The organism is Rhizobium hidalgonense (genome assembly GCF_002914525.1).
Lineage (GTDB): Bacteria > Pseudomonadota > Alphaproteobacteria > Rhizobiales > Rhizobiaceae > Rhizobium > Rhizobium hidalgonense.
Genome location: NZ_LODW01000048.1, coordinates 156,188 through 175,613, shown reverse-complemented (window position 1 = coordinate 175,613; position 19,426 = coordinate 156,188). Strand labels below are relative to the sequence as shown.

17 protein-coding genes are annotated in these 19,426 nt (G+C 61.0%); 11 read left to right on the top strand and 6 right to left on the bottom strand.

From position 1 onward, the window contains the following. The first annotated feature begins 127 nt into the window (after positions 1-127). Complete coding sequence (locus tag ATY29_RS10740) at positions 128-955, top strand: Ig-like domain-containing protein (RefSeq protein ID WP_003569086.1); 828 nt, start codon at positions 128-130, stop codon at positions 953-955. 184 nt (positions 956-1,139) lie between these two features. On the opposite strand, the gene fumC is transcribed toward ATY29_RS10740, so the two are convergent. Then, positions 1,140-2,531: a class II fumarate hydratase gene (fumC, locus tag ATY29_RS10735; RefSeq protein ID WP_097532707.1), complete on the bottom strand. Its 1,392-nt coding sequence runs from the start codon at positions 2,529-2,531 to the stop codon at positions 1,140-1,142. Positions 2,532-2,929: 398 nt separating this feature from the next. Here fumC and ATY29_RS10730 point away from each other — a divergent pair, with 398 nt between their 5' ends. Further along, positions 2,930-4,840, top strand: coding sequence for a L,D-transpeptidase family protein (locus ATY29_RS10730; RefSeq protein ID WP_097532706.1), 1,911 nt, complete (start codon positions 2,930-2,932; stop codon positions 4,838-4,840). A gap of 134 nt (positions 4,841-4,974) precedes the next feature. Here ATY29_RS10730 and ATY29_RS10725 read toward each other — a convergent pair whose 3' ends face one another. Further along, complete coding sequence (locus ATY29_RS10725) at positions 4,975-5,685, bottom strand: HAD family hydrolase (RefSeq protein ID WP_097532705.1); 711 nt, start codon at positions 5,683-5,685, stop codon at positions 4,975-4,977. Positions 5,686-5,958: 273 nt separating this feature from the next. Between ATY29_RS10725 and rpiA the strand changes: the two genes are divergently transcribed. The 3 genes from rpiA (at position 5,959) to ATY29_RS10710 (ending at position 7,621) form a co-directional block, all read left to right on the top strand. Next, positions 5,959-6,657 carry a ribose-5-phosphate isomerase RpiA gene (rpiA, locus tag ATY29_RS10720; protein ID WP_003569081.1) on the top strand — a complete coding sequence of 233 codons (699 nt, stop codon included), beginning with the start codon at positions 5,959-5,961 and terminating at the stop codon, positions 6,655-6,657. Between the two features lie 15 nt (positions 6,658-6,672). Beyond that, positions 6,673-7,242, top strand: coding sequence for a DUF2059 domain-containing protein (locus ATY29_RS10715; protein ID WP_003569079.1), 570 nt, complete (start codon positions 6,673-6,675; stop codon positions 7,240-7,242). Positions 7,243-7,336: 94 nt separating this feature from the next. Continuing rightward, positions 7,337-7,621 carry an acylphosphatase gene (locus ATY29_RS10710; RefSeq protein WP_003569077.1) on the top strand — a complete coding sequence of 95 codons (285 nt, stop codon included), beginning with the start codon at positions 7,337-7,339 and terminating at the stop codon, positions 7,619-7,621. 46 nt (positions 7,622-7,667) lie between these two features. Here ATY29_RS10710 and ATY29_RS10705 read toward each other — a convergent pair whose 3' ends face one another. Further along, on the bottom strand, positions 7,668-7,886 hold the full coding sequence (locus ATY29_RS10705; protein ID WP_003569075.1) for a hypothetical protein: 219 nt from the start codon (positions 7,884-7,886) through the stop codon (positions 7,668-7,670). A gap of 537 nt (positions 7,887-8,423) precedes the next feature. Here ATY29_RS10705 and gor point away from each other — a divergent pair. Then, positions 8,424-9,809: a glutathione-disulfide reductase gene (gene gor / locus ATY29_RS10690; RefSeq protein WP_003569074.1), complete on the top strand. Its 1,386-nt coding sequence runs from the start codon at positions 8,424-8,426 to the stop codon at positions 9,807-9,809. A 16-nt stretch (positions 9,810-9,825) separates the two neighbouring features. On the opposite strand, the gene ATY29_RS10685 is transcribed toward gor, so the two are convergent. Next, positions 9,826-11,115 carry a vWA domain-containing protein gene (locus ATY29_RS10685; RefSeq protein WP_003569073.1) on the bottom strand — a complete coding sequence of 430 codons (1,290 nt, stop codon included), beginning with the start codon at positions 11,113-11,115 and terminating at the stop codon, positions 9,826-9,828. Between the two features lie 254 nt (positions 11,116-11,369). On the opposite strand from ATY29_RS10685, the gene ATY29_RS10680 reads away from it, so the two are divergent. Then, complete coding sequence (locus ATY29_RS10680) at positions 11,370-12,743, top strand: class II 3-deoxy-7-phosphoheptulonate synthase (RefSeq protein ID WP_003569072.1); 1,374 nt, start codon at positions 11,370-11,372, stop codon at positions 12,741-12,743. A 72-nt stretch (positions 12,744-12,815) separates the two neighbouring features. Here ATY29_RS10680 and ATY29_RS10675 read toward each other — a convergent pair whose 3' ends face one another. Beyond that, positions 12,816-14,654 carry an ABC transporter ATP-binding protein gene (locus tag ATY29_RS10675; RefSeq protein WP_003569071.1) on the bottom strand — a complete coding sequence of 613 codons (1,839 nt, stop codon included), beginning with the start codon at positions 14,652-14,654 and terminating at the stop codon, positions 12,816-12,818. Between the two features lie 285 nt (positions 14,655-14,939). Between ATY29_RS10675 and ATY29_RS10665 the strand changes: the two genes are divergently transcribed. Further along, positions 14,940-15,338 carry a GFA family protein gene (locus ATY29_RS10665; protein ID WP_097532704.1) on the top strand — a complete coding sequence of 133 codons (399 nt, stop codon included), beginning with the start codon at positions 14,940-14,942 and terminating at the stop codon, positions 15,336-15,338. Between the two features lie 107 nt (positions 15,339-15,445). Further along, the gene (locus tag ATY29_RS10660) at positions 15,446-16,093 is read left to right on the top strand and encodes a VOC family protein (RefSeq protein WP_025416320.1); all 648 of its coding nucleotides are present in this window, start codon (positions 15,446-15,448) and stop codon (positions 16,091-16,093) included. Between the two features lie 15 nt (positions 16,094-16,108). Here the strand turns inward: ATY29_RS10660 and ATY29_RS10655 are convergent, their stop codons facing one another. Further along, positions 16,109-16,639, bottom strand: coding sequence for a DUF1003 domain-containing protein (locus ATY29_RS10655; RefSeq protein WP_003569068.1), 531 nt, complete (start codon positions 16,637-16,639; stop codon positions 16,109-16,111). A gap of 190 nt (positions 16,640-16,829) precedes the next feature. Here ATY29_RS10655 and ATY29_RS10650 point away from each other — a divergent pair, with 190 nt between their 5' ends. Beyond that, complete coding sequence (locus tag ATY29_RS10650; protein WP_097532703.1) at positions 16,830-18,509, top strand: NAD+ synthase; 1,680 nt, start codon at positions 16,830-16,832, stop codon at positions 18,507-18,509. Between the two features lie 25 nt (positions 18,510-18,534). Beyond that, on the top strand, positions 18,535-19,365 hold the full coding sequence (locus ATY29_RS10645; protein ID WP_003569065.1) for a TolB family protein: 831 nt from the start codon (positions 18,535-18,537) through the stop codon (positions 19,363-19,365). Positions 19,366-19,426: the final 61 nt, after the last annotated feature.

The window sequence follows — 19,426 nt, the reverse complement described above, 5'->3', positions numbered from 1 at the left end:
ACGTCACACGCATTAGACGAGTGACGGGACGGTGATATCGACATTTGTCGCGAATGGACGACTTCAGGTTGCCTTCAGTTCAAGCCCAGTTCATATTCCCGGCACCGTTAACCTGCCGGGGCTTCCAATGACAAATGCCAAGCCAACTGCTGTCGACGACCTTCTCGTTTTTTTCGAAGACAATTGGATCCGTGGGGATCTGCTGCGCCTCGCCAGCGATCCCGAGGGAGCGGACATGTATGCTCGCTTCGTCAATGGCGTCCGTATCGACGCCAAACATGGGCCTGACCACGAAACGATCATTCAGGGCAGGTACGGCACCTTCAAAGTGAAACCTGACGGCCACTTCACATATGAGCTGGATTACACGCTCGACGTGGTGAAGAATTTGGGGAAGTACGATCAGCTCATTGAAAAGCTGAGCTACAAGATGTCCGACGGCTCGGGAGGCACGGACCTCGGCGTGCTGACCCTTGCGATCGACGGCGTCAATGAAGGCGAAAAATACCACGAAGTCCTGGATTTCGATGATATGGGCGTCTTATCGAGGGCGGATAATTTCTCTCTCCCCAATTACCGGGGCTTTGCGCTCTCCGTGAACGGCAGCCACGACGTCACGCTTTTGAACGGCATCGTCTATGATACCATCCCGGGTGTCGACGCCATTACCGAGGATGGCTTTAGCGATACCGTTCTATCGCCAGGTTCTGCGCCGGTCAGCTTGAAACTGCTCGATGGCGGGGAGTTCACCTTTCAGAGCGTTTCGATCGCTGAATTGTCGGCAGCGCCCTTTCACCTGACGCTCACCGCCCTGAACGACGGCCAGATTGTCTATCAGCAGGAGCTTGAGGTCACCGGTCCCAGTCTCGAGGTCAAGCTCGAAGACATCGAAGAAATCCGTTTCGACTTCATGGGTAATTCTGTCGTGATGGACAATTTTTCGTTGTTGGTTTGAGGCTTGTCTGATGTGCCGTGTGGTGTGCCCCTCACCCTAACCCTCTCCCCGTAAAAAACGGGGCGAGGGGACGTGCCCTGCGAGAGGTTGGTGAGGGACGGAGAGGTTGCGGCTATCTCCCTTCGCCCCGTTTACGGGGAGAAGGTGCCGGCAGGCGGATGAGGGGCTGCGTATCGCGGCTCTTTTACTTCGGCCCGATCATAGTCTCCGGGCGCACGATGGCGTCATACTCCTCCGACGTCACCAGGCCGCTGGCGAGCGCCTCTTCCTTCAGCGTCGTACCGTTCTTGTGGGCTGTTTTGGCGATCTTGGCGGCGGCGTCGTAGCCGATCTTGGGGGCAAGCGCCGTGACCAGCATCAGCGAGCGTTCGAGGCCGGCCTTGATGTTGTCTTCGCGTGCCTCGATGCCGACGACGCAGTTGTCGGTGAAGGAGACGGCGGCGTCGGCGAGCAGCTGCACCGACTGCAGGAAATTATAGGCCATCATCGGATTGTAGACGTTGAGCTCGAAATGGCCCTGGCTGTCGGCGAAGGTGAGGGCTGCATGATTGCCGAAGATGTGGATGCAGACCTGCGTCAGCGCCTCACACTGGGTCGGGTTGACCTTGCCGGGCATGATCGAGGAGCCGGGCTCGTTTTCCGGCAGCGCCAGCTCGCCGAGGCCGGCGCGCGGGCCGGAGCCGAGCAGGCGGATATCATTGGCGATCTTGAAGAGCGCGGCCGCCGCCGCGTTGATGGCGCCATGGGAAAACACCATCGAGTCATGCGAGGCGAGGGCCTCGAACTTGTTCGGCGCGGTGACGAAGGGCATGGCTGTTATGGCGGCGATCTCTTCGGCGACCTTTTCGGCAAAGCCGACCGGCGCATTGAGGCCGGTGCCGACGGCAGTGCCGCCCTGGGCGAGTTCGCAGAGGCCGGGCAGGGTCATTTCGATGCGCTTGATGGCCGAGCCGACCTGGGCGGCATAACCCGAAAATTCCTGGCCGAGCGTCAGCGGCGTCGCATCCTGGGTGTGGGTGCGGCCGATCTTGATGATGTGGCTGAATTCGATAACCTTCATGTCGAGGGCGGCATGCAGGTGTTTGAGGGCCGGCAGCAGGTGATGAGCGATCCGTTCGGCGCAGGCGATGTGCATCGCCGTCGGGTAGGTGTCGTTCGACGACTGGCTCATATTGACGTGATCGTTCGGATGCACCGGCTTCTTGGAACCCATGACGCCGCCGAGCATTTCTATAGCGCGATTGGAGATCACTTCATTGGCATTCATGTTGGACTGCGTACCCGAACCGGTCTGCCAGACGACAAGCGGAAAATGCTCGTCGAGCTTGCCGTCGATCACCTCCTGGGCGGCATCAATGATGGCTTGGCCGAGAGCGGGGTCGAGCTGGCCGAGCGAGATGTTGGCGCGGACGGCCGCCTGTTTGACGATGCCGAGTGCGCGCACGATCGAAAGCGGTTGTTTTTCCCAACCGATCTTGAAATTGCCGAGCGAACGTTCGGCTTGGGCGCCCCAATATCGGTCGGCGGCGACGTCGATCGGGCCAAAAGTATCGGTTTCGGTGCGGGTTGCGGTCATCGGCCTTGCCTTCCCTTTACATGCTGTTTTCGGTCATCTTCAAAGGATGAGGTCTTATAGGTGGGAAAGCCCAACAAGAAAACCGGACGCCCTGCGAAATATTGAAATCGGAAGTCATGTTTACGCCGGTTGTGGGGCGTGCTTTTTAGGCCACTTTGAAAATTTTATGTGTCCGGGCGTTTTCGCCGTACTGGTCTGGCGACAAAAATTGAGTAAAAAATTAACTAATAATTTCATAATTTTGTGTGAACTACTGCGCGGCGCCGTGCAGGATTCCCGTCACACAAAATTGAGTCCGCCGGCGCTGGCGGCGCAGGCCGGTTTCTGATCAATGAGCCGGACGCTGAGTATCGCGGGATTTGAGCTGAGAACAGCATGACACCGGGACTGGAAGATATATGACGTTCGTTTTGAAAAGCGCGGCATCCGCATTGGCAATTTCCTGCGGCGTGGCGGTTATGAGTGCCGCACCCGCGCATGCTTATACATTGATGGACATGCTGCGCGGCGACAGGCAGCGGAGCCAAAGCACCATCTTCATGGACCAGGCGCCCGGCCGTCCGGTGCCGCGCAACGGCGTCGGCGGCTCGCTCGGCGGGCTCGATCCGGAAGCGCCGCTGCCGAAGGTGAGCGGCCCGCGTTACTACACTTATAAAGCCGAAACGATGCAGTTCGTCGATACCGGCAAGTTTGCCGATCCGGTTGTCACCGGCGCAGTCGCCGATGTTTCGGCGAGCGGCGATGCCAGCGCCGAACCCGCCGTGCAGCGCCGTTTCCTGGCTCAGGCCAAGGTGCGCGCCAATGCTGATGTCGCCAAGGCGCTCGAAGCCTATTACGGAGACAGCCGCAATCCACTCGTCTGGGTCGAGGGCAACCAGATCAACGACCGCGCCAAGTCGGCCATGACGGCCCTTGGTGATGCGGCTTCCGTCGGTCTCGACCCGGCGGATTACACCGTCCAGATGCCGGCGATCGACCCGGCCAATCCCGATCCGGCCTTCCGTGACCGGGCGCTGACGCAGTTCGAGCTCGAGCTCTCCGCCAAAGTGCTGGCTTTCGTGCAGGACACCGTGCGTGGCCGCATCGATCCGAATAAAATTTCCGGCTATCACGACTTCCAGCGCAAGGCCGTCAATCTGGCGCCGGTGCTGAAGCTTGCCCGCATGAGCCCCGATGTCGGCGCCTACATCGCCAACCGTTCGCCCGATGGTCCGCAGTTCGAGGCGCTGAAGTCGGAGCTTGCCAAGCTTCGCGCCGCCGACGGCGGCAATGAGGAGCAAATCGTCGTCTCGCTCGACAAGCTGCTGAAGCCCGGCGACAGCTCGCCGGAGATCGCCAATATCGTCAAGGCGATCGGTAAGCATGGGTCCGAAACGCTGAAGACCGATCACGCCGCAACGCTTGCCGCTTACGCAGGCAGCATCGACTATTCGCCAGAAATCGTCTCGCTCGTCGAGGATTTCCAGAAGGAGCGCGGACTGAAGGCCGATGGCGTCATCGGCCAGGCGACCGTGCGCGCGATGACCGGCGGCGATACCAATGCCTCGAAGATCGACAAGCTCGTCGTCGCCATGGAACAGGCGCGATGGCTGCCGGAAGATCTCGGTTCCCGTTACGTCATGATCAACCAGCCGGCCTACATGGTCTATTACCACAATGACGGCAAGGAACAGCTGTCGATGCGCGTCGTGGTCGGCGGCAAGAACAATCAGACCTATTTCTTCGACGACGAGATCGAGACGGTGGAGTTCAACCCGTTCTGGGGCGTGCCGCAGTCGATCATCATCAACGAGATGCTGCCGAAGCTGCGTTCGGATCCGAATTATCTCGACCAGCTCGGCTATGAGGTCGAGGTGAACGGCCATGCCGTCGCTTCATCGAGTGTCGATTGGTACGGCTCGACCGATAACGTCTCGGTGCGCCAGCCGCCGAGCAGCGACAATGCGCTCGGCGAGCTGAAGATCCTGTTCCCCAACAGCCACGCGATCTACATGCACGACACGCCGTCGAAGAGCTTCTTCAAGCGCGATATGCGGGCTCTGAGCCACGGCTGCGTACGTCTTGCCAATCCGCGTGCGATGGCAGCCGCCGTGCTCGGCACGACGGTCGACGAGGTCGCCAAGCAGATCGCCACCGGGCAGAATCATGCGGTGAAGGTGCCGCAGAGGATTCCGGTCTACGTTTCCTATTTCACCGCCTGGCCGAACAAGGACGGCGTGGTGGAATATTTCGATGACGTCTATGGCCGCGACGCCTATGTCGAGAAGGCCTTCGATGCGACGACAAAGGCGCGTGGCGCGCAGATCTGATATCGGATTTGATGGTTATGCGGGCGGGCGGTCTTCGGGCCGCCCGTTTTGTTTTGGGGTGGCTTTTAAAAATAAGGAATGACGAGAGTGTGTGCCGTGTGGCACCCCAGCAAAGGAGAGGTGGGCAAATCGCCTCAAACCGCGACCTTCGCCGCAAATTCCCGCAGCAGCCTCTCCACCAGTTCGGGCGTCAGCTCATCGTAATGGGTGATAATCATATCCGGGTCGAGGTTTGAGACCGGCACATCCGAATAGCCAAAAGGCACGGCAATCGACGGCACTCCGGCATTTCTGGCGACGGCGATGTCGTTGATGCTGTCGCCGATCATCACCGTGCGGGCGATGTCGCCGCCGGCGCGGTCGATGGTGCCGGTCAAGTGGCGGGCGTCGGGCTTGCGTACGGCGAAGCTGTCGCCGCCGGTGACGGCGGCGAAATAGCCGGTGAGATCGAGCTTGTCGAGCAGGGCGAGCGCCAGGCTCTCCATCTTGTTGGTGCAGACCGCGAGGCGGTAACCGGCAGATTGAAGCCGGTCCATCGCTGCGACGAGGCCGGGATATGGTTCGGTACGGCCGGGCATGTTGGCGGCATAATGGGCGACGAAGCGCTCGACTGGCGGCGGCAGGGCGTCGCTTTCGAGCGGATGGCCGCGCAGACGGCAGGCGCGCTCGATCATCACGCGCGCGCCGTGGCCGACGAGATGGGTAAGGTCGTCATAGCTGACCGGTTCGAGGCCAAGGGCTGCGATCGTATGGTTCAGGCTCTCGACCAGATCGGTATGGGTGTCGAGAAGGGTACCGTCGAGATCGAAGACGATGAGTGCCGGGCGAGCGTGAGAAGGGGTCAAGGCTTTATCTCTTTGCGCAATGGGTCGTTCTGAAGCGACGGGTGGTCATCGGTGGAACGAATGTCGTTTCAAGGCGAACGACAGGTCGCCCGCCGGAACGATGGCTGGGTCCTGAGGTAGGCGATCGCGCGGCGGAAAGCAACGCCGGGGGCTTGCCGGGAAGGCCGCAGGCATTTGTTTCGGCTTTTCATTTTCCGTGATGATTTTGACTTTCGTTTGCCAGGCGAGCCGTGTAAACAGCACATCGAACGCAATATCAGGAGCTGGCGGCGCATGGATGCCCGCGAAATGAAGATCAAGGCCGCCGCGGCCGCACTCGCCCATGTCGAAGACGGAATGCGGCTCGGCATCGGCACGGGCAGCACGGCGGAAGAATTCGTTCGTCTGTTGGCAGAGAAGGTCGCTGGCGGCTTCAGGGTCGAAGGCGTTCCGACGTCCGAACGGACGGCGCGGCTTTGCGTCGAACTCGGCGTGCCGCTGAAATCGCTTGACGAACTGCCGGCACTCGACCTGACGATCGACGGCGCCGACGAGGTCGATCCGGCGCTCCGATTGATCAAGGGCGGCGGCGGCGCATTGCTGCGTGAAAAGATCGTTGCTGCGGCTTCCGAGCGGATGATCGTCATTGCCGACGAGAGTAAGCTGGTCGACACGCTCGGCGCCTACGCGCTGCCGATCGAGGTCAACCCGTTTGGGCTGGTCTCGACACGGATCGCGATCGAGAAGGTCGCGGCCCGGCTCGGCCTGTCCGGTGGACTCAGCCTGCGCCAATCCGGTGACGGAGAGTTTACCACAGATGGCGGCCATCACATTATCGATGCATCTTTTGGCCGCATTCCTGATGCAGAGGCGCTTTCGAGCGAGCTGAATTCCATACCCGGCGTCGTCGAACACGGGCTCTTTATCAATATGGCGGCACTTGCGATCATTGCCGGTCCTGCGGGTGCGCGCACGCTGCAGGCAAACAGATAACAGGAGCATACACTCATGATGAACATTGCAGGTCTTGGCCGTTTTGCCGCTGCGACGATCGTTCTTTCCGGGCTTGCCTTCGGCACCGCCGTCAAGGCGCAGGAAGTCTCCGAGGAGCAGTTGAAGGCGTCTCGCGCGGCGATTGACGCGATCGGCGCCACCGCCCAGTTCGACAACATTCTGCCTGGTCTTGCCGAGCGTCTGAAGGCCGGCCTGATCCAGGATTCGCCGAACTACCAGGACATCATTTCGTCGACGGTCGACGCGCAGGCGCTGGCGCTGGCGCCCCGCCGCGGCGATCTGGAGAAGGAAGCGGCACTCACCTATGCCAAGACCTTTACCGCCGACGAACTGAAGGCGATCGCCGACTTCTATAATTCCGACGTCGGCAAGAAGCTGCTGCGCGACGGCCCGGTCGCCTCGCGCGAGACGGCGAAGGCTGCCGACATCTGGGCGCAGGGCATTTCCCGCGACCTGGAAAAGCAGAGCAATGCCGAACTCTCCAAGGTCATCAAGGCGCCGCCGCCGGCAACCGACAGCCCGGTGGCACCGGCTCCGGCGCCCGCACCGGCTGCCCAGAAATAAGGTCTGTCTCAGCGGATTTGCAAAAGCCCGGCATCGTCCGGGCTTTTTTGCTATGATGGAGGCCGCAATACCGAAGAGGCTTTGGTGAGGCAACATGTCTGCTGATGACGAGGCTGTGCGAGTGCGGGTATCAGGCAGGGTCCAAGGTGTCGGATTCCGCATGTGGGCGCGCGATGAGGCGTTGCGGCTCGGGCTCACAGGTTGGGTGCGCAATGAAGCGGACGGATCTGTCGCCGCTTTGATCGCAGGCCCCGATACCGCCATCTCGACAATGATCGAGCGTTTCAGCCGCGGGCCTTCGGGGGCATCGGTTTCAGCCGTTGAGACGAAAGCGACCCAGCTTGCGGAAATGCCGACGGATTTCCGCATCACCGGTTGAAAGCGGCAATCCGCCAAGAGATAGGCATCTCAGACGCGCCGGACGCTCAGCCCCAATCCTTCGAGCTCTTGGCCAATTGCCATACACCCGTTTCATCCGGCTCGACGCGCTTGTTGCCGCGGTAGAAGATCGGCAGTCCTGTTTTCTTGTCCATCGCGAAGCGGCTCGGCGCGTATTTTTCGTTCTCGTGGCCCTGGATGGCGAGGCCGAGCGCTTCCTTGAATTTGCCAGCCTTGCACAGGTTGGCGAAGAGAGTCTGATCCATCGTTTGCTCCGGCTTCTTTTTACTGCATGGATTTGCCTGCCAGCCTCTGGCGACCGGGTCAACCCGTTTGCCGGGAAGATTCGGCGAGGCGAACGGGATGATGAGAGGAGCGGGCTTTTGTTTTCAGTGCGATCGCCCCCAGAGCCTTTCCTGGTTAGATTGAAGCATTCTGTTGGCTCAAACGGAGTCGGATGGTCGACCGGCCGGCGCGCGTCGTAGCCCGGCTCTACGGCCAAGCCGGCCGGTCGATCAGCCGGCCCGTTTCAGCCAACCCTCCCGCAGATTTGCCTGGCAAATCTGCAAGACTTAAAAATCGCCGGACGCACTTATCGCTTCGCCATGGCGAAGCGGTGCGGCCGGTGGGCCGGGCATCTCTAGCCAGGATCAAAGGCGATCGGCTCGGCCGTACCTGGGGGTATGCCCGTCGCCAATCGCCTCTGCCCTGACGAAAACCTGCTCCGGCAGAATGCTTCAATCTAACCAGGAAAGGCTCTATATCAGGAACATCCTTCCTGCGATTCCCTTCCGGAGTTCCTCATGTCTTCCTACGACTACGACCTCTTCGTCATCGGCGGCGGTTCCGGAGGCGTGCGCGGCGCGCGTGTCGCGGCCTCGCTCGGCAAAAAGGTGGCGATTGCCGAGGAGTACCGCTACGGCGGCACATGCGTCATTCGCGGCTGCGTGCCGAAGAAGCTTTTCGTCTATGCTTCGCAGTTCCATGAGCATTTCGAGGATGCGGCCGGCTTCGGCTGGACGGTCGGTGACAGCAGCTTCGACTGGAAGAAGCTGGTGGCGGCCAAGGATGCCGAAATTGCCCGGCTGGAAGGCCTCTACAAGAAGGGTCTCGCCGGCGCCAATGCCGAGATCCTGGAAACGCGCGCCGAACTCGTCGACGCCCATACGGTGCGGCTTGTGAAAACGGGTCAGACGGTGACGGCAAAGACGATCATGATCGCCACCGGCGGACGACCGAACCCGCATGCGGCCCTTCCCGGCCACGAGTTCTGCATCTCCTCCAACGAGGCCTTTCATCTCGAAGAGCTGCCGAAATCGATTGTGATAGCAGGCGGCGGCTATATCGCCGTCGAGTTCGCCAACATCTTCCACGGCCTCGGTGTCGAGACCACGCTGATCTATCGCGGCGCCGAGATCCTGTCGCGCTTCGATGAGGATCTGCGGCGCGGTCTGCATGAGGCGATGGTCGCCAAGGGCATCCGCATCCTCTGCCACGACACGCTGCAGAAGGTTTCGAAGGGTGAGGGCGGCCTCGTTCTGGAGGCCCTGAACAGCGGCACGCTGCAAGCCGACGTCGTCATGCTGGCGCTCGGGCGCGATCCGAACACCGAAGGCCTCGGCCTCGATGCGGCCGGCGTCGCCGTCGACGAGCGCGGCGCGATTATCGTCGACGACTATTCCCGCACCAATGTCGAAAACATCTATGCGCTCGGCGATGTCACCAACCGGGTACAGCTGACGCCGGTGGCGATCCACGAGGCGATGTGCTTCATCGAGACCGAGTACAAGAACAATCCGACCCGGCCGGACTACGAGCTGATCCCGACCGCCGTCTTCTCGCAGCCGGAGATCGGCACCGTCGGTCTTTCGGAAGAGGAGGCGGGCAAGCGCTACGGCGAGCTCGAGGTTTACCGGGCCCAGTTCCGGCCGCTGAAGGCGACGCTTTCCGGCCGGGCCGAGCGAATGATCATGAAACTGATCGTCGATGCCGCAAGCCGCAAGGTGGTGGGCGCCCATATCCTTGGCCACGATGCCGGCGAGATGGCGCAGTTGCTTGGCGTCACGCTGAAGGCCGGCTGCACCAAGGACGATTTCGACCAGACCATGGCGCTGCATCCGACGGCGGCCGAAGAACTCGTCACCATGTACGCGCCGACCTATCGGGTCCGTGACGGGCAGCGCATCTGAGTTTTCCCGTGAGCGCCTAGCTGGTGATGCGCGGCGCGCGGATGACCTTGAGGAAAAGCGCCTTCATCGCATCGGCAATACCTTCGGTCGGCGTCACCTCGAAATAGAGGCCCGGCGAAGCGCATGCCTGCATTCTCGTCGGGATTTCGCCCTGGAAGGGCTTGATCCACGTGTTGTACCAGTTGTTTTTCGGCAGAGGCAGGTAGGTGGTGTAGAGCACCGCGATCCGGATGCCCTTGTCCTTCAGCGGTTGGCAGAAGGAAGTGTCGATCGGCTCCTGGCAGCGATTGCCGGTCAGTTTCTTGGTGCAGCCCTTCGGCTTTTCGCTGTCGCCGACGCCATCCGAGACGAAGAACAGGATCTTCTGCGGAGTCGTGGCGGTGCTGCCGTCGCCGGGGGTGGTGACGATGTCTTTCATCTGCGTCAGGGCGCTGTCGAAGCTCGTTTGCTGGTCGTTGTTATAACCCTGATAGGGAATGGTCATCAGGTCGACGGCGTCGGTATAGCTGCGCACCTTGTCGAGATCGTCCGTCGGGTCGGATATGGTGGTCAGCTTGGCATCCTCGGCCTTGGTGCCGAAGGTATAGACCCCCATGCGGAACTGATTGGTAGAAACACGCGTCGACTTGGCGGTCAGCGTCAGCTCCTTTGTCGCTTGCCGCACGACGTCGATGCGCATGCTGACGCCGAGCTTCTTGGCGAGATTGTAGTAGTTGTTTTTGTTCTGAGTTTCGTGGCAGGCGAAGGCGCAGCTATCGCTGGTGTTCTTTTCCATCGCCGCGACGTCGGTCGCGGTGGCGCCGACGCCCATCGAGGGGGTGTTGTCGAGCAGGATGTAGAAATCCATGAAAGACGCGGTCTGGTATTCGGCCGTCGCCGTGCCGGAGATGGTGATCGAATCCTTGCCGAGAACGCGCATGAAGGTGGTGGGCACTGTTGCGGTGAAAGAAACCTGCGAATTCAGCTTGTTGGCGGTCTTGGTAACGTCGATGCCGAGATCGACATTCACGTTCGCCAATTCTCCCGATACTTGCGACATGAAGATGCTGCGAGCATCGGTCTTGCCAAGCGAGATCGTGCCATTGCCGCTCATGGTCATGGCGGCGGCGACCGCGCCGGATTTTTCGGCGATCGAGCCGACGGCGGCGGCGTCGGCGGCGGCAAACAGCTGCGTGCGCAGGCTCAGGGCGTGACCGAAATCCACCGCCATGCCCGCCGTGCCAAGAAGCGGCACCATCAACAATGCCGTCATGATGCCGAAATTGCCTGAACGATCCGATACGAAGCGCGACGGAAGGATGGCCATCACAGGTCCCCGATGTTGAAACTCCTTGCCGTTTTACATTTAAATTCTGAAATATAGGGAAATCGACGTGGTATATGCCGGTTTAACGATGGAATCGGCGATTTTTGCTACCTATGTGCGAGCATCGGGTGATGGCAGCGGCGCGGCATGGAGCTTGCAGCGAATGGCCTTTGCAAGCCCGATCTAAAGGTCTATAAGCCGCCGCAATCAAGGATAGGTGCATCCCAGGGACGGATGTGAATGAGGTGAGTGAGATGGCAGAGAATTGGACCCCGAGCAGCTGGCGGCAAAAGCCCATCCTGCAGGTTCCGGAATATCCGGATGAGGCCGCTTTGGCGGCAACGGAGGCCACGCTCGCCAGCTATCCGCCGCTCGTCTTTGCCGGTGAAGCGCGCCGCCTGAAGAAGCATCTCGCCAATGTCGCAGAGGGCAATGGCTTCCTGCTGCAGGGCGGCGATTGCGCCGAGAGCTTCGCCGAGCACGGCGCCGACAATATTCGCGACTTCTTCCGCGCCTTCCTGCAGATGGCCGTCGTGCTGACCTTCGGCGCGCAGCTGCCGGTCGTCAAGGTCGGCCGCATCGCCGGCCAGTTCGCCAAGCCGCGTTCCTCGAATGTCGAGAAGCAGGGTGACGTGACGCTGCCGGCCTATCGCGGCGACATTATCAACGGCATCGAATTCACCGAGGAGTCGCGCATTCCGAACCCGGAGCGTCAGGCCATGGCCTACCGCCAATCGGCTGCGACGCTGAACCTTCTGCGCGCCTTCGCGATGGGCGGTTACGCCAATCTCGAAAACGTCCATCAGTGGATGCTCGGCTTCGTCAAGGACAGCCCGCAGGGCGAGCGCTACCGCAAGCTTGCCGACCGCATCAGCGAAACTATGGATTTCATGAAGGCGATCGGCATCACCTCGGAAAACCACCCGAGCCTGCGCGAAACCGATTTCTTCACAAGCCATGAGGCGCTGCTGCTCGGCTACGAGGAGGCGCTGACCCGCGTCGATTCCACCTCCGGCGACTGGTATGCCACATCAGGCCACATGATCTGGATCGGCGACCGCACACGCCAGGCCGACCATGCGCATATCGAATATTGCCGCGGCATCAAGAACCCGATCGGCCTGAAATGCGGCCCGTCGCTGCAGGCCGACGACCTGCTGCAGCTGATCGACATTCTGAATCCGGCTAACGAAGCCGGGCGCCTGACGCTGATCTGCCGCTTCGGCCATGAGAAGGTCGCCGAAAACCTGCCGCGGCTCATCCGCGCCGTCGAGCGCGAGGGCCGCAAGGTCGTCTGGTCCTGCGACCCGATGCACGGCAACACGATCACCCTCAACAACTACAAGACCCGTCCCTTCGAACGGATCCTGTCGGAAGTCGAAAGCTTCTTCCAAATCCACCGCGCCGAAGGCACGCATCCCGGCGGCATCCATGTCGAGATGACCGGCAAGGATGTGACGGAATGCACCGGCGGCGCCCGCGCTGTAACCGCCGACGACCTGCAGGACCGCTACCACACCCATTGCGACCCGCGCCTCAACTCCGACCAGGCGCTCGAACTTGCCTTCCTGCTTGCCGAGCGCATGAAGGGCGGTCGCGACGAGAAGCGCATGGTCGCCAACGGCTGAGATACCGGAAACGGATGACGAAAAACCCGGCGCGAGCCGGGTTTTTTTATTGTTGCGGAGTCGACAATTCCGTCAGATGCTCGCCTGGACGCTGTGCAGGTTGGCATAGACGCCGTCATGCGCCATGAGCTGGTCATGGGTGCCCTGTTCGACGATGCCGTCTGCCGTCAGAACCAGGATCCGGTCGGCATGGCGGACGGTCGACAGGCGATGGGCGATGACCAAAGTGGTTCGCCCGTTCGAGAGATTCAGTAGCGCCTGTTGCACCGCCCGTTCGCTCTCATTGTCGAGTGCGCTGGTCGCCTCGTCGAAAATCAGGATCTCCGGATCCTTGAGGAAGGCGCGGGCGATGGTGATGCGCTGGCGCTGGCCGCCGGAGAGCTTGACGCCGCGTTGGCCGATATCGGTGTCATAGCCCTGGGGCAGGGCCATGATGAAGTCGTGCGCATTGGCGGCGCGGGCGGCCGCTTCCAACTCCCTATCGCTGGCGTCGGGCCTGCCGTAGCGCAGGTTCTCCGCCACGGTGCCGGCAAAGAGATAGACATCCTGCTGCACCACTCCGACATGACGCCGCAGCGAGGCCAGCGTCACATCTCTTACATCGGTGCCGTCGATGCGGATTGCGCCGGCCTCGACATCGTAGAAGCGTGGGATGAGCGCGCACAGCGTGCTCTTGCCGACCCCGGAAGGACCGACCAGGGCAACGAACTCGCCCGGCGCGATTGTGAGCGATAGCCGCTCCAGCACCCGCGGACCATCGGCCTCGTAGCCGAAAGCGACATCGGTAAAGCTGATCTCGCCTTTGGGCGCCGGCATCGGCTGGGCGGCCGGCCGGTCGGTGATATCAGGGTCGATCTCCAGGATTTCCATCGCCCGGATGAAACCGGTATAGCCTTCCTGCCAGAGACGCACGAAATTGGCGAGCCGCTGAACGGGGTCGACAAGGACGGCAACGCAGAGCAGGAAGGTCAGCATATCGGGGACGGTGAGATGCTCTGCCAGGATGCGTAAGCCCCCGACGACGATCACCAGTATGGTGACGAGCTGGGCGAAAGTTTCGGTGCCGACAGAAAACCACGCCTCGCTGCGGTAGCCGTCGGCGCGGCTTTGCAGGAAGCGCCGGTTCTGCTCGGCGAAGCGCTGCCTTTCCAGTGCCTCGTTGGCGAAGGACTGAACGACGCGGATGCCGGCGAGCGCATCCTCCACGCGCTCGTTGACGGCGGCGATCTGGTGCTTGCTGGCTTCGAGCGCGCGGTTCATGCGCCGGTTGAAATAGAGCGCATAGATCACCGCGACAGGCGTCAGCAGCAGGATGAGGCCGGCCAAGGGCGGATCGATGAAGAATAGCACCAGCATGGCGCCGCCATATTTCAGCACGGCGATGAAAAGGTCCTCTGGACCGTGGTGAAACAGTTCGCCCAACCAAAGGCTATCGTTAGTGATGCGGCTCATCAGCTGGCCGGTGCGCTGGCGATCGTAGAAGCTGAAGGAGAGCTTCTGGCAATGCTCGAAGAGCTCCTGCCGGACCGTCGCCTCGATGCGGGCGCCCATGACGTGGCCGCGATAGTCTACGAAGAAGATGGCGACCATCTGGACCGCCAGAACAGCCAGCATCACGCCGCCCATCGCAAGGATGTGTGTGAAAGCTTGTGGCGCGTCAGGCAGCGTGAGAAGCCGGCTGGTGACGACATTGGCGCAGAGTGGCAGTGCGATCGCCGTGCCGGCGACGAGGATGGCGCACACCAGATCCGCCAGCAGCAAAGGCAGATGCGGGCGATAGTAGGAGAGGAATTTTCGCATGCGCGACCGGCGCCGCTCGCGGTCGGCGGCGTTCGAATGGTCGGGGAAGAGTTTCAGGAAGGGGTTATGGCGTCGCGAGCTTTTCCTCGCGCGGGCGAACCGAATATTCATGAGGCAGAATGTCCTTGTGGGCGATGTTTCCTTTCTGTGTGGACAGGGTCGCTCTCATGTCAGTCTCCCAGCGGTTGTATGAATTGCATCAGGATTATCGCCCACAACGGCGATTGATGCAACCGGCGATGGGAGGAGGTTGGTGAGCGTTGTCGACCGGCAACAGTGTGTCTCAAGCCAAATCACCGGCGGCCTTCAAGATTTCTGATGATTTTGTTGAGCGGAATGGATTTGACGGCAAGCGCGATCGGCGGCAATTTTCACTCATAAAATGGGAGAGCGATTATGACCGAACGGCATACAGGCGGCTGTCTTTGCGGCGCCGTGCGATTTTCAATTGGGTCAAAGCCCGGACCCGTCGTCGGCTGCCATTGTTCGCAATGCCGCAGGCAGACCGGGTTCTATTACGCCGCAGTCAACGTGCCGCGCGCAGCCCTCTCGGTGGATGACGCCGGCGCGATCCGCTGGTATCGCTCGAGCGCCGAAGCCCAGCGCGGCTTTTGTTCGAATTGCGGCTCGGCGCTGTTCTGGCAGGGCGATCAATCGCCCGAGATTTCCGTGATGGCGGGCGCCTTCGACGAACCAAGCGGTCTTGTCTTCAGCCACCATATTTACTGCGCCGACAAGGGCGATTTCTACGAGATATCAGATGGGCTGCCGCAATATGACAGGTATCCCGTTTAGATTGACAATAGTGGGTCGCCGAGGCTAGACTTGGTGTGCTGCGTAGGGCGCTTCGGACCAATGCCGAAAGGGCAATGCCCGCCTACACTGTATTAACAGTTGCGCCCATGCCGAATCTCGAAAACCTCAAAAAACAGGCCAAGCAATATCTGCGGTGGCATCGTGAAGGCTACTATCCGGTGGCGGCCGAAATCAGAGCAGCCTTGTCCCGCTTCCAGCATCTTGATGACAAAGAAGTGCTGGAAGCGAGCTTCAGGCTCGCGGACGCGCAGGATCTAATCGCGCGTCAGTTGGGGTTCGAGGGATGGCAGGCGCTCAAAACAGGAGCCGCAGTCATGGCAGATCCGAAAAAGCAATCCACACCTGAGCCCGTTCTGCGTTCGATATCGGCCCAGCTCTTCGTTGCCGACATCGAGGCGTCGTGTCAATTCTTCACCAGCCAACTCGGCTTCACGATCGACTTCCTTTACGGCGATCCGCCTTTTTACGGGCAGGTTATCCGCGACAATGCGCAAATCGCCCTGCGGAAGGTGTGGGAGCCTGTGTTCGTCGGCGACATCAGGCAACGCGAACATCTGCTTTCAGCGTCGGTTGCCGTCGATACGTCGGACGAGATCAAGCGCCTCTTCCTGGATTTCCAGGCCGCTGGAGTGCCGTTTCACCAAACCTTGAGGAAAGAACCCTGGGGCGCCAGAAACTTTATCGTGCTCGATCCGGATGGAAATCTTATCCTGTTTGCAGGCCCGGGTGATTGATCCTTGCGAGGGCGGCTAGCTCTTTGCGGAAAGCGCGGCGCTGAGGCGGGCGACATCCTCGCGCAGCGCCGTCAACTCTGTCAGCACGCTCATGTCGATCTTCTGGTGGAGCGAGAGTACCTCGAGTTCGGCCTTGAGATTGACTTCGTAATCCTTGGCGGCCTCGAAGCGGTCACGTTCGGCCTGGCGGTTCTGCGACATCATAATGATCGGCGCCTGGATGGCGGCCAGCATCGACAGGATCAGGTTGAGGAAGACAAAGGGATAGGGGTCGAAAGCGCCGGTCGCCAGGATGATGGTGTTAATCAGTGTCCAGACGACAAGGAACGCCAGGAAGGCGAGGATGAAGGACCAGGAACCGCCGACGCGGGCGATGCCGTCGGCGACACGCTCGCCGAACGAGGCCTCGGCGGAAAGAGCGGCGTTGACGTCGGTCGAGATGACCTTGCGCTCGTGCGCCCTTGCGAGCACGCGCTTTTCGATATCGCCGAGTTCGTTGGCCGGCTTGTCGAAATGATGGTGCATGAAGTTCGAAAGATTAGACATTGCCTGTTTCCGGTGCCGGTTATCGCTAGGATCGCTTTCGGGGCCAGTATTCCGCTCTGCCGGCAAATTGCAATGCGTATCGATGCCGCGTCGCGCCGTGCGATTCGTTCATAAAAATTTCGTCTCTGGGAAGCGCCGCTTTCGGGGCGAACATGTTGCCGTTGCGGAAGGCGCAGGCTAAATAAATGACATGACACAGGAAAACGCTCTCTCCGATATCCTCCGCATTGCCATCGGGCAGCTCAACCCAACGGTCGGCGATGTCGCCGGCAATCTCGCCAAGGCACGCGAAGCGCGCGCCGACGCGGGCCGGGAGGGCGCGCATCTGCTCGTTCTGACCGAGCTTTTCATTTCCGGTTATCCGCCTGAAGACCTGGTGCTGAAGCCGGCCTTCATCCGCGCCTGCTGGAAAGCGGTCGAGGCTCTCGCCGCCGACACCGCCGATGGCGGGCCGGGCATTCTCATCGGTTTTCCCCGCCAGGACGAGACCGGGCGCTACAATTCCGTCGCCGTGCTCGACGGTGGCAAGGTGATCGCGGTGCGCGACAAGATCGATTTGCCGAACTATGGCGAATTCGACGAGAAGCGCGTCTTCAACCAGGGCGCCATGCCGGGGCCGGTGAATTTTCGCGGCGTGCGCATCGGCATTCCGATCTGCGAGGATATCTGGGGCGATCTCGGCGTCTGCGAGACGTTGGCCGAAAGCGGGGCCGAGATTCTGCTGTCGCCGAACGGTTCTCCCTATTATCGCGGCAAGGTCGATATCCGTCATCAGGTGGTGCTGAAGCAGGTGATCGAGACCGGCCTGCCGCTGGTCTATGCCGCTCAACTCGGCGGTCAGGACGAGCTTGTCTTCGACGGCGCCAGCTTTGCCTTCAACGCCGACAAGTCGCTTGCCTTCCAGATGAGCCAGTTCGAGACGGCGTTGGCGGTGACCACATGGAAGCGCGGCGAGGCCGGCTGGCACTGCGCCGAAGGGCCGATGGCGCATATCCCGGAAGGCGAGGAGGCCGATTACCGCGCCTGCCTGCTCGGCTTTCGCGATTACGTCAACAAGAACGGCTTCAAGACGGTGGTGCTCGGCCTTTCCGGCGGCATCGACTCGGCGATCTGCGCGGCCATCGCCGTCGATGCGCTGGGCGAAGAGCGGGTGCGCACCGTCATGCTGCCATACCGCTATACATCCGAGGATTCGCTGAAGGACGCCGCCGACTGCGCCAAAGCGCTCGGCTGCCGTTACGACATCGTGCCGATCGAACAGCCGGTGACGGGGTTCAGCAGCGCGCTCGCCAGCCTCTTCGAGGGTACGGACAGCGGCGTCACCGAGGAGAACCTGCAGAGCCGGGCGCGCGGCGTCATCCTGATGGCGATCTCCAACAAGTTCGGCGCAATGGTGGTGACGACGGGCAACAAATCGGAAATGTCGGTCGGCTACGCCACGCTCTATGGCGACATGAACGGCGGCTTCAATCCGATCAAGGACCTCTACAAGATGCAGGTCTATGCACTGTCGCGCTGGCGCAACGAGAATGTGCCGCCGGGTGCGCTCGGGCCGTCGGGCGAGGTGATCCCGAAAAATATCATCGACAAGGCGCCATCGGCCGAACTGCGTCCCGACCAGAAGGATCAGGATTCGCTGCCGCCCTATCCCGTGCTCGACGATATTCTCGAATGCCTTGTCGAAAAGGAGATGGCGGTCGATGAGATCGTCGCGCGCGGCCACGACGTCGCCACCGTTCACCGCGTCGAGCACCTGCTCTATCTCGCCGAATACAAGCGCCGGCAATCGGCGCCCGGGGTAAAGATCACCAAGAAGAATTTCGGCCGCGACCGGCGCTATCCGATCACCAACCGGTTCCGCGATCGCTAGCGCGATCGAATACAAGGGAGGAAACATGCGCAGCTCGGTTGAGATCTACAATGTCAGGACGGGCAGGGCGCGCGAAGTCTGGCAGACGGACAAGCTGGTGGAGGCGCCGAACTTCTCGCCTGATGGTTCCTACCTGCTCTTGAACGGCGACGGTCTGCTTTTCCGGCTGCCGCTTCACGGCGGCGAAGTCACCCAGGTCGATACCGGCTTTGCCGTCAACTGCAACAATGATCACGGCATTTCGCCCGACGGCACCGAGATCGTCATCTCCGACAAGACCGAATTCGGTAAGTCGACGATCTATATCCTGCCGATCGAGGGCGGCACGCCGCGGCTGATCACCGAGAACCAGCCCTCCTATTGGCACGGCTGGTCTCCGGATGGGCGTCAGCTCGCCTATTGCGGCATCCGCGACGATCTCTTCGACATCTATACGATCTCCGTCGACGGCGGCGCCGAGACGCGGCTGACGCATGGCGAGGGCCGCAACGACGGGCCGGATTATTCCGCCGACGGGCAATGGATCTATTTCAATTCCAGCCGCACCGGTTTGATGCAGATCTGGCGCATTCACCCCGATGGCACCGGGCTGGAACAGGTAACCTCGGACAATCAGGGCAACTGGTTCGCCCATCCGTCGCCCAGGAATGACAAGGTGCTGATCCTGTCCTACGACCCCTCGGTGTTCGACCATCCGCGCGACCTCGACGTGCGGCTGCGGCTGATGGATATGGACGGCGGCAATCTGAAGACGCTGTTCGAGCTTTTCGGCGGGCAGGGCACGATCAACGTGCCCTGCTGGTCACCAGATGGTGACGAGTTTGCCTATGTCAGGTATTTCCCGGTGAGATCTTGAGAGGGACACCGCCTTTTATGATGGGGTGGTGGGTATCTGATGATATCGAGAGACCGCCTAC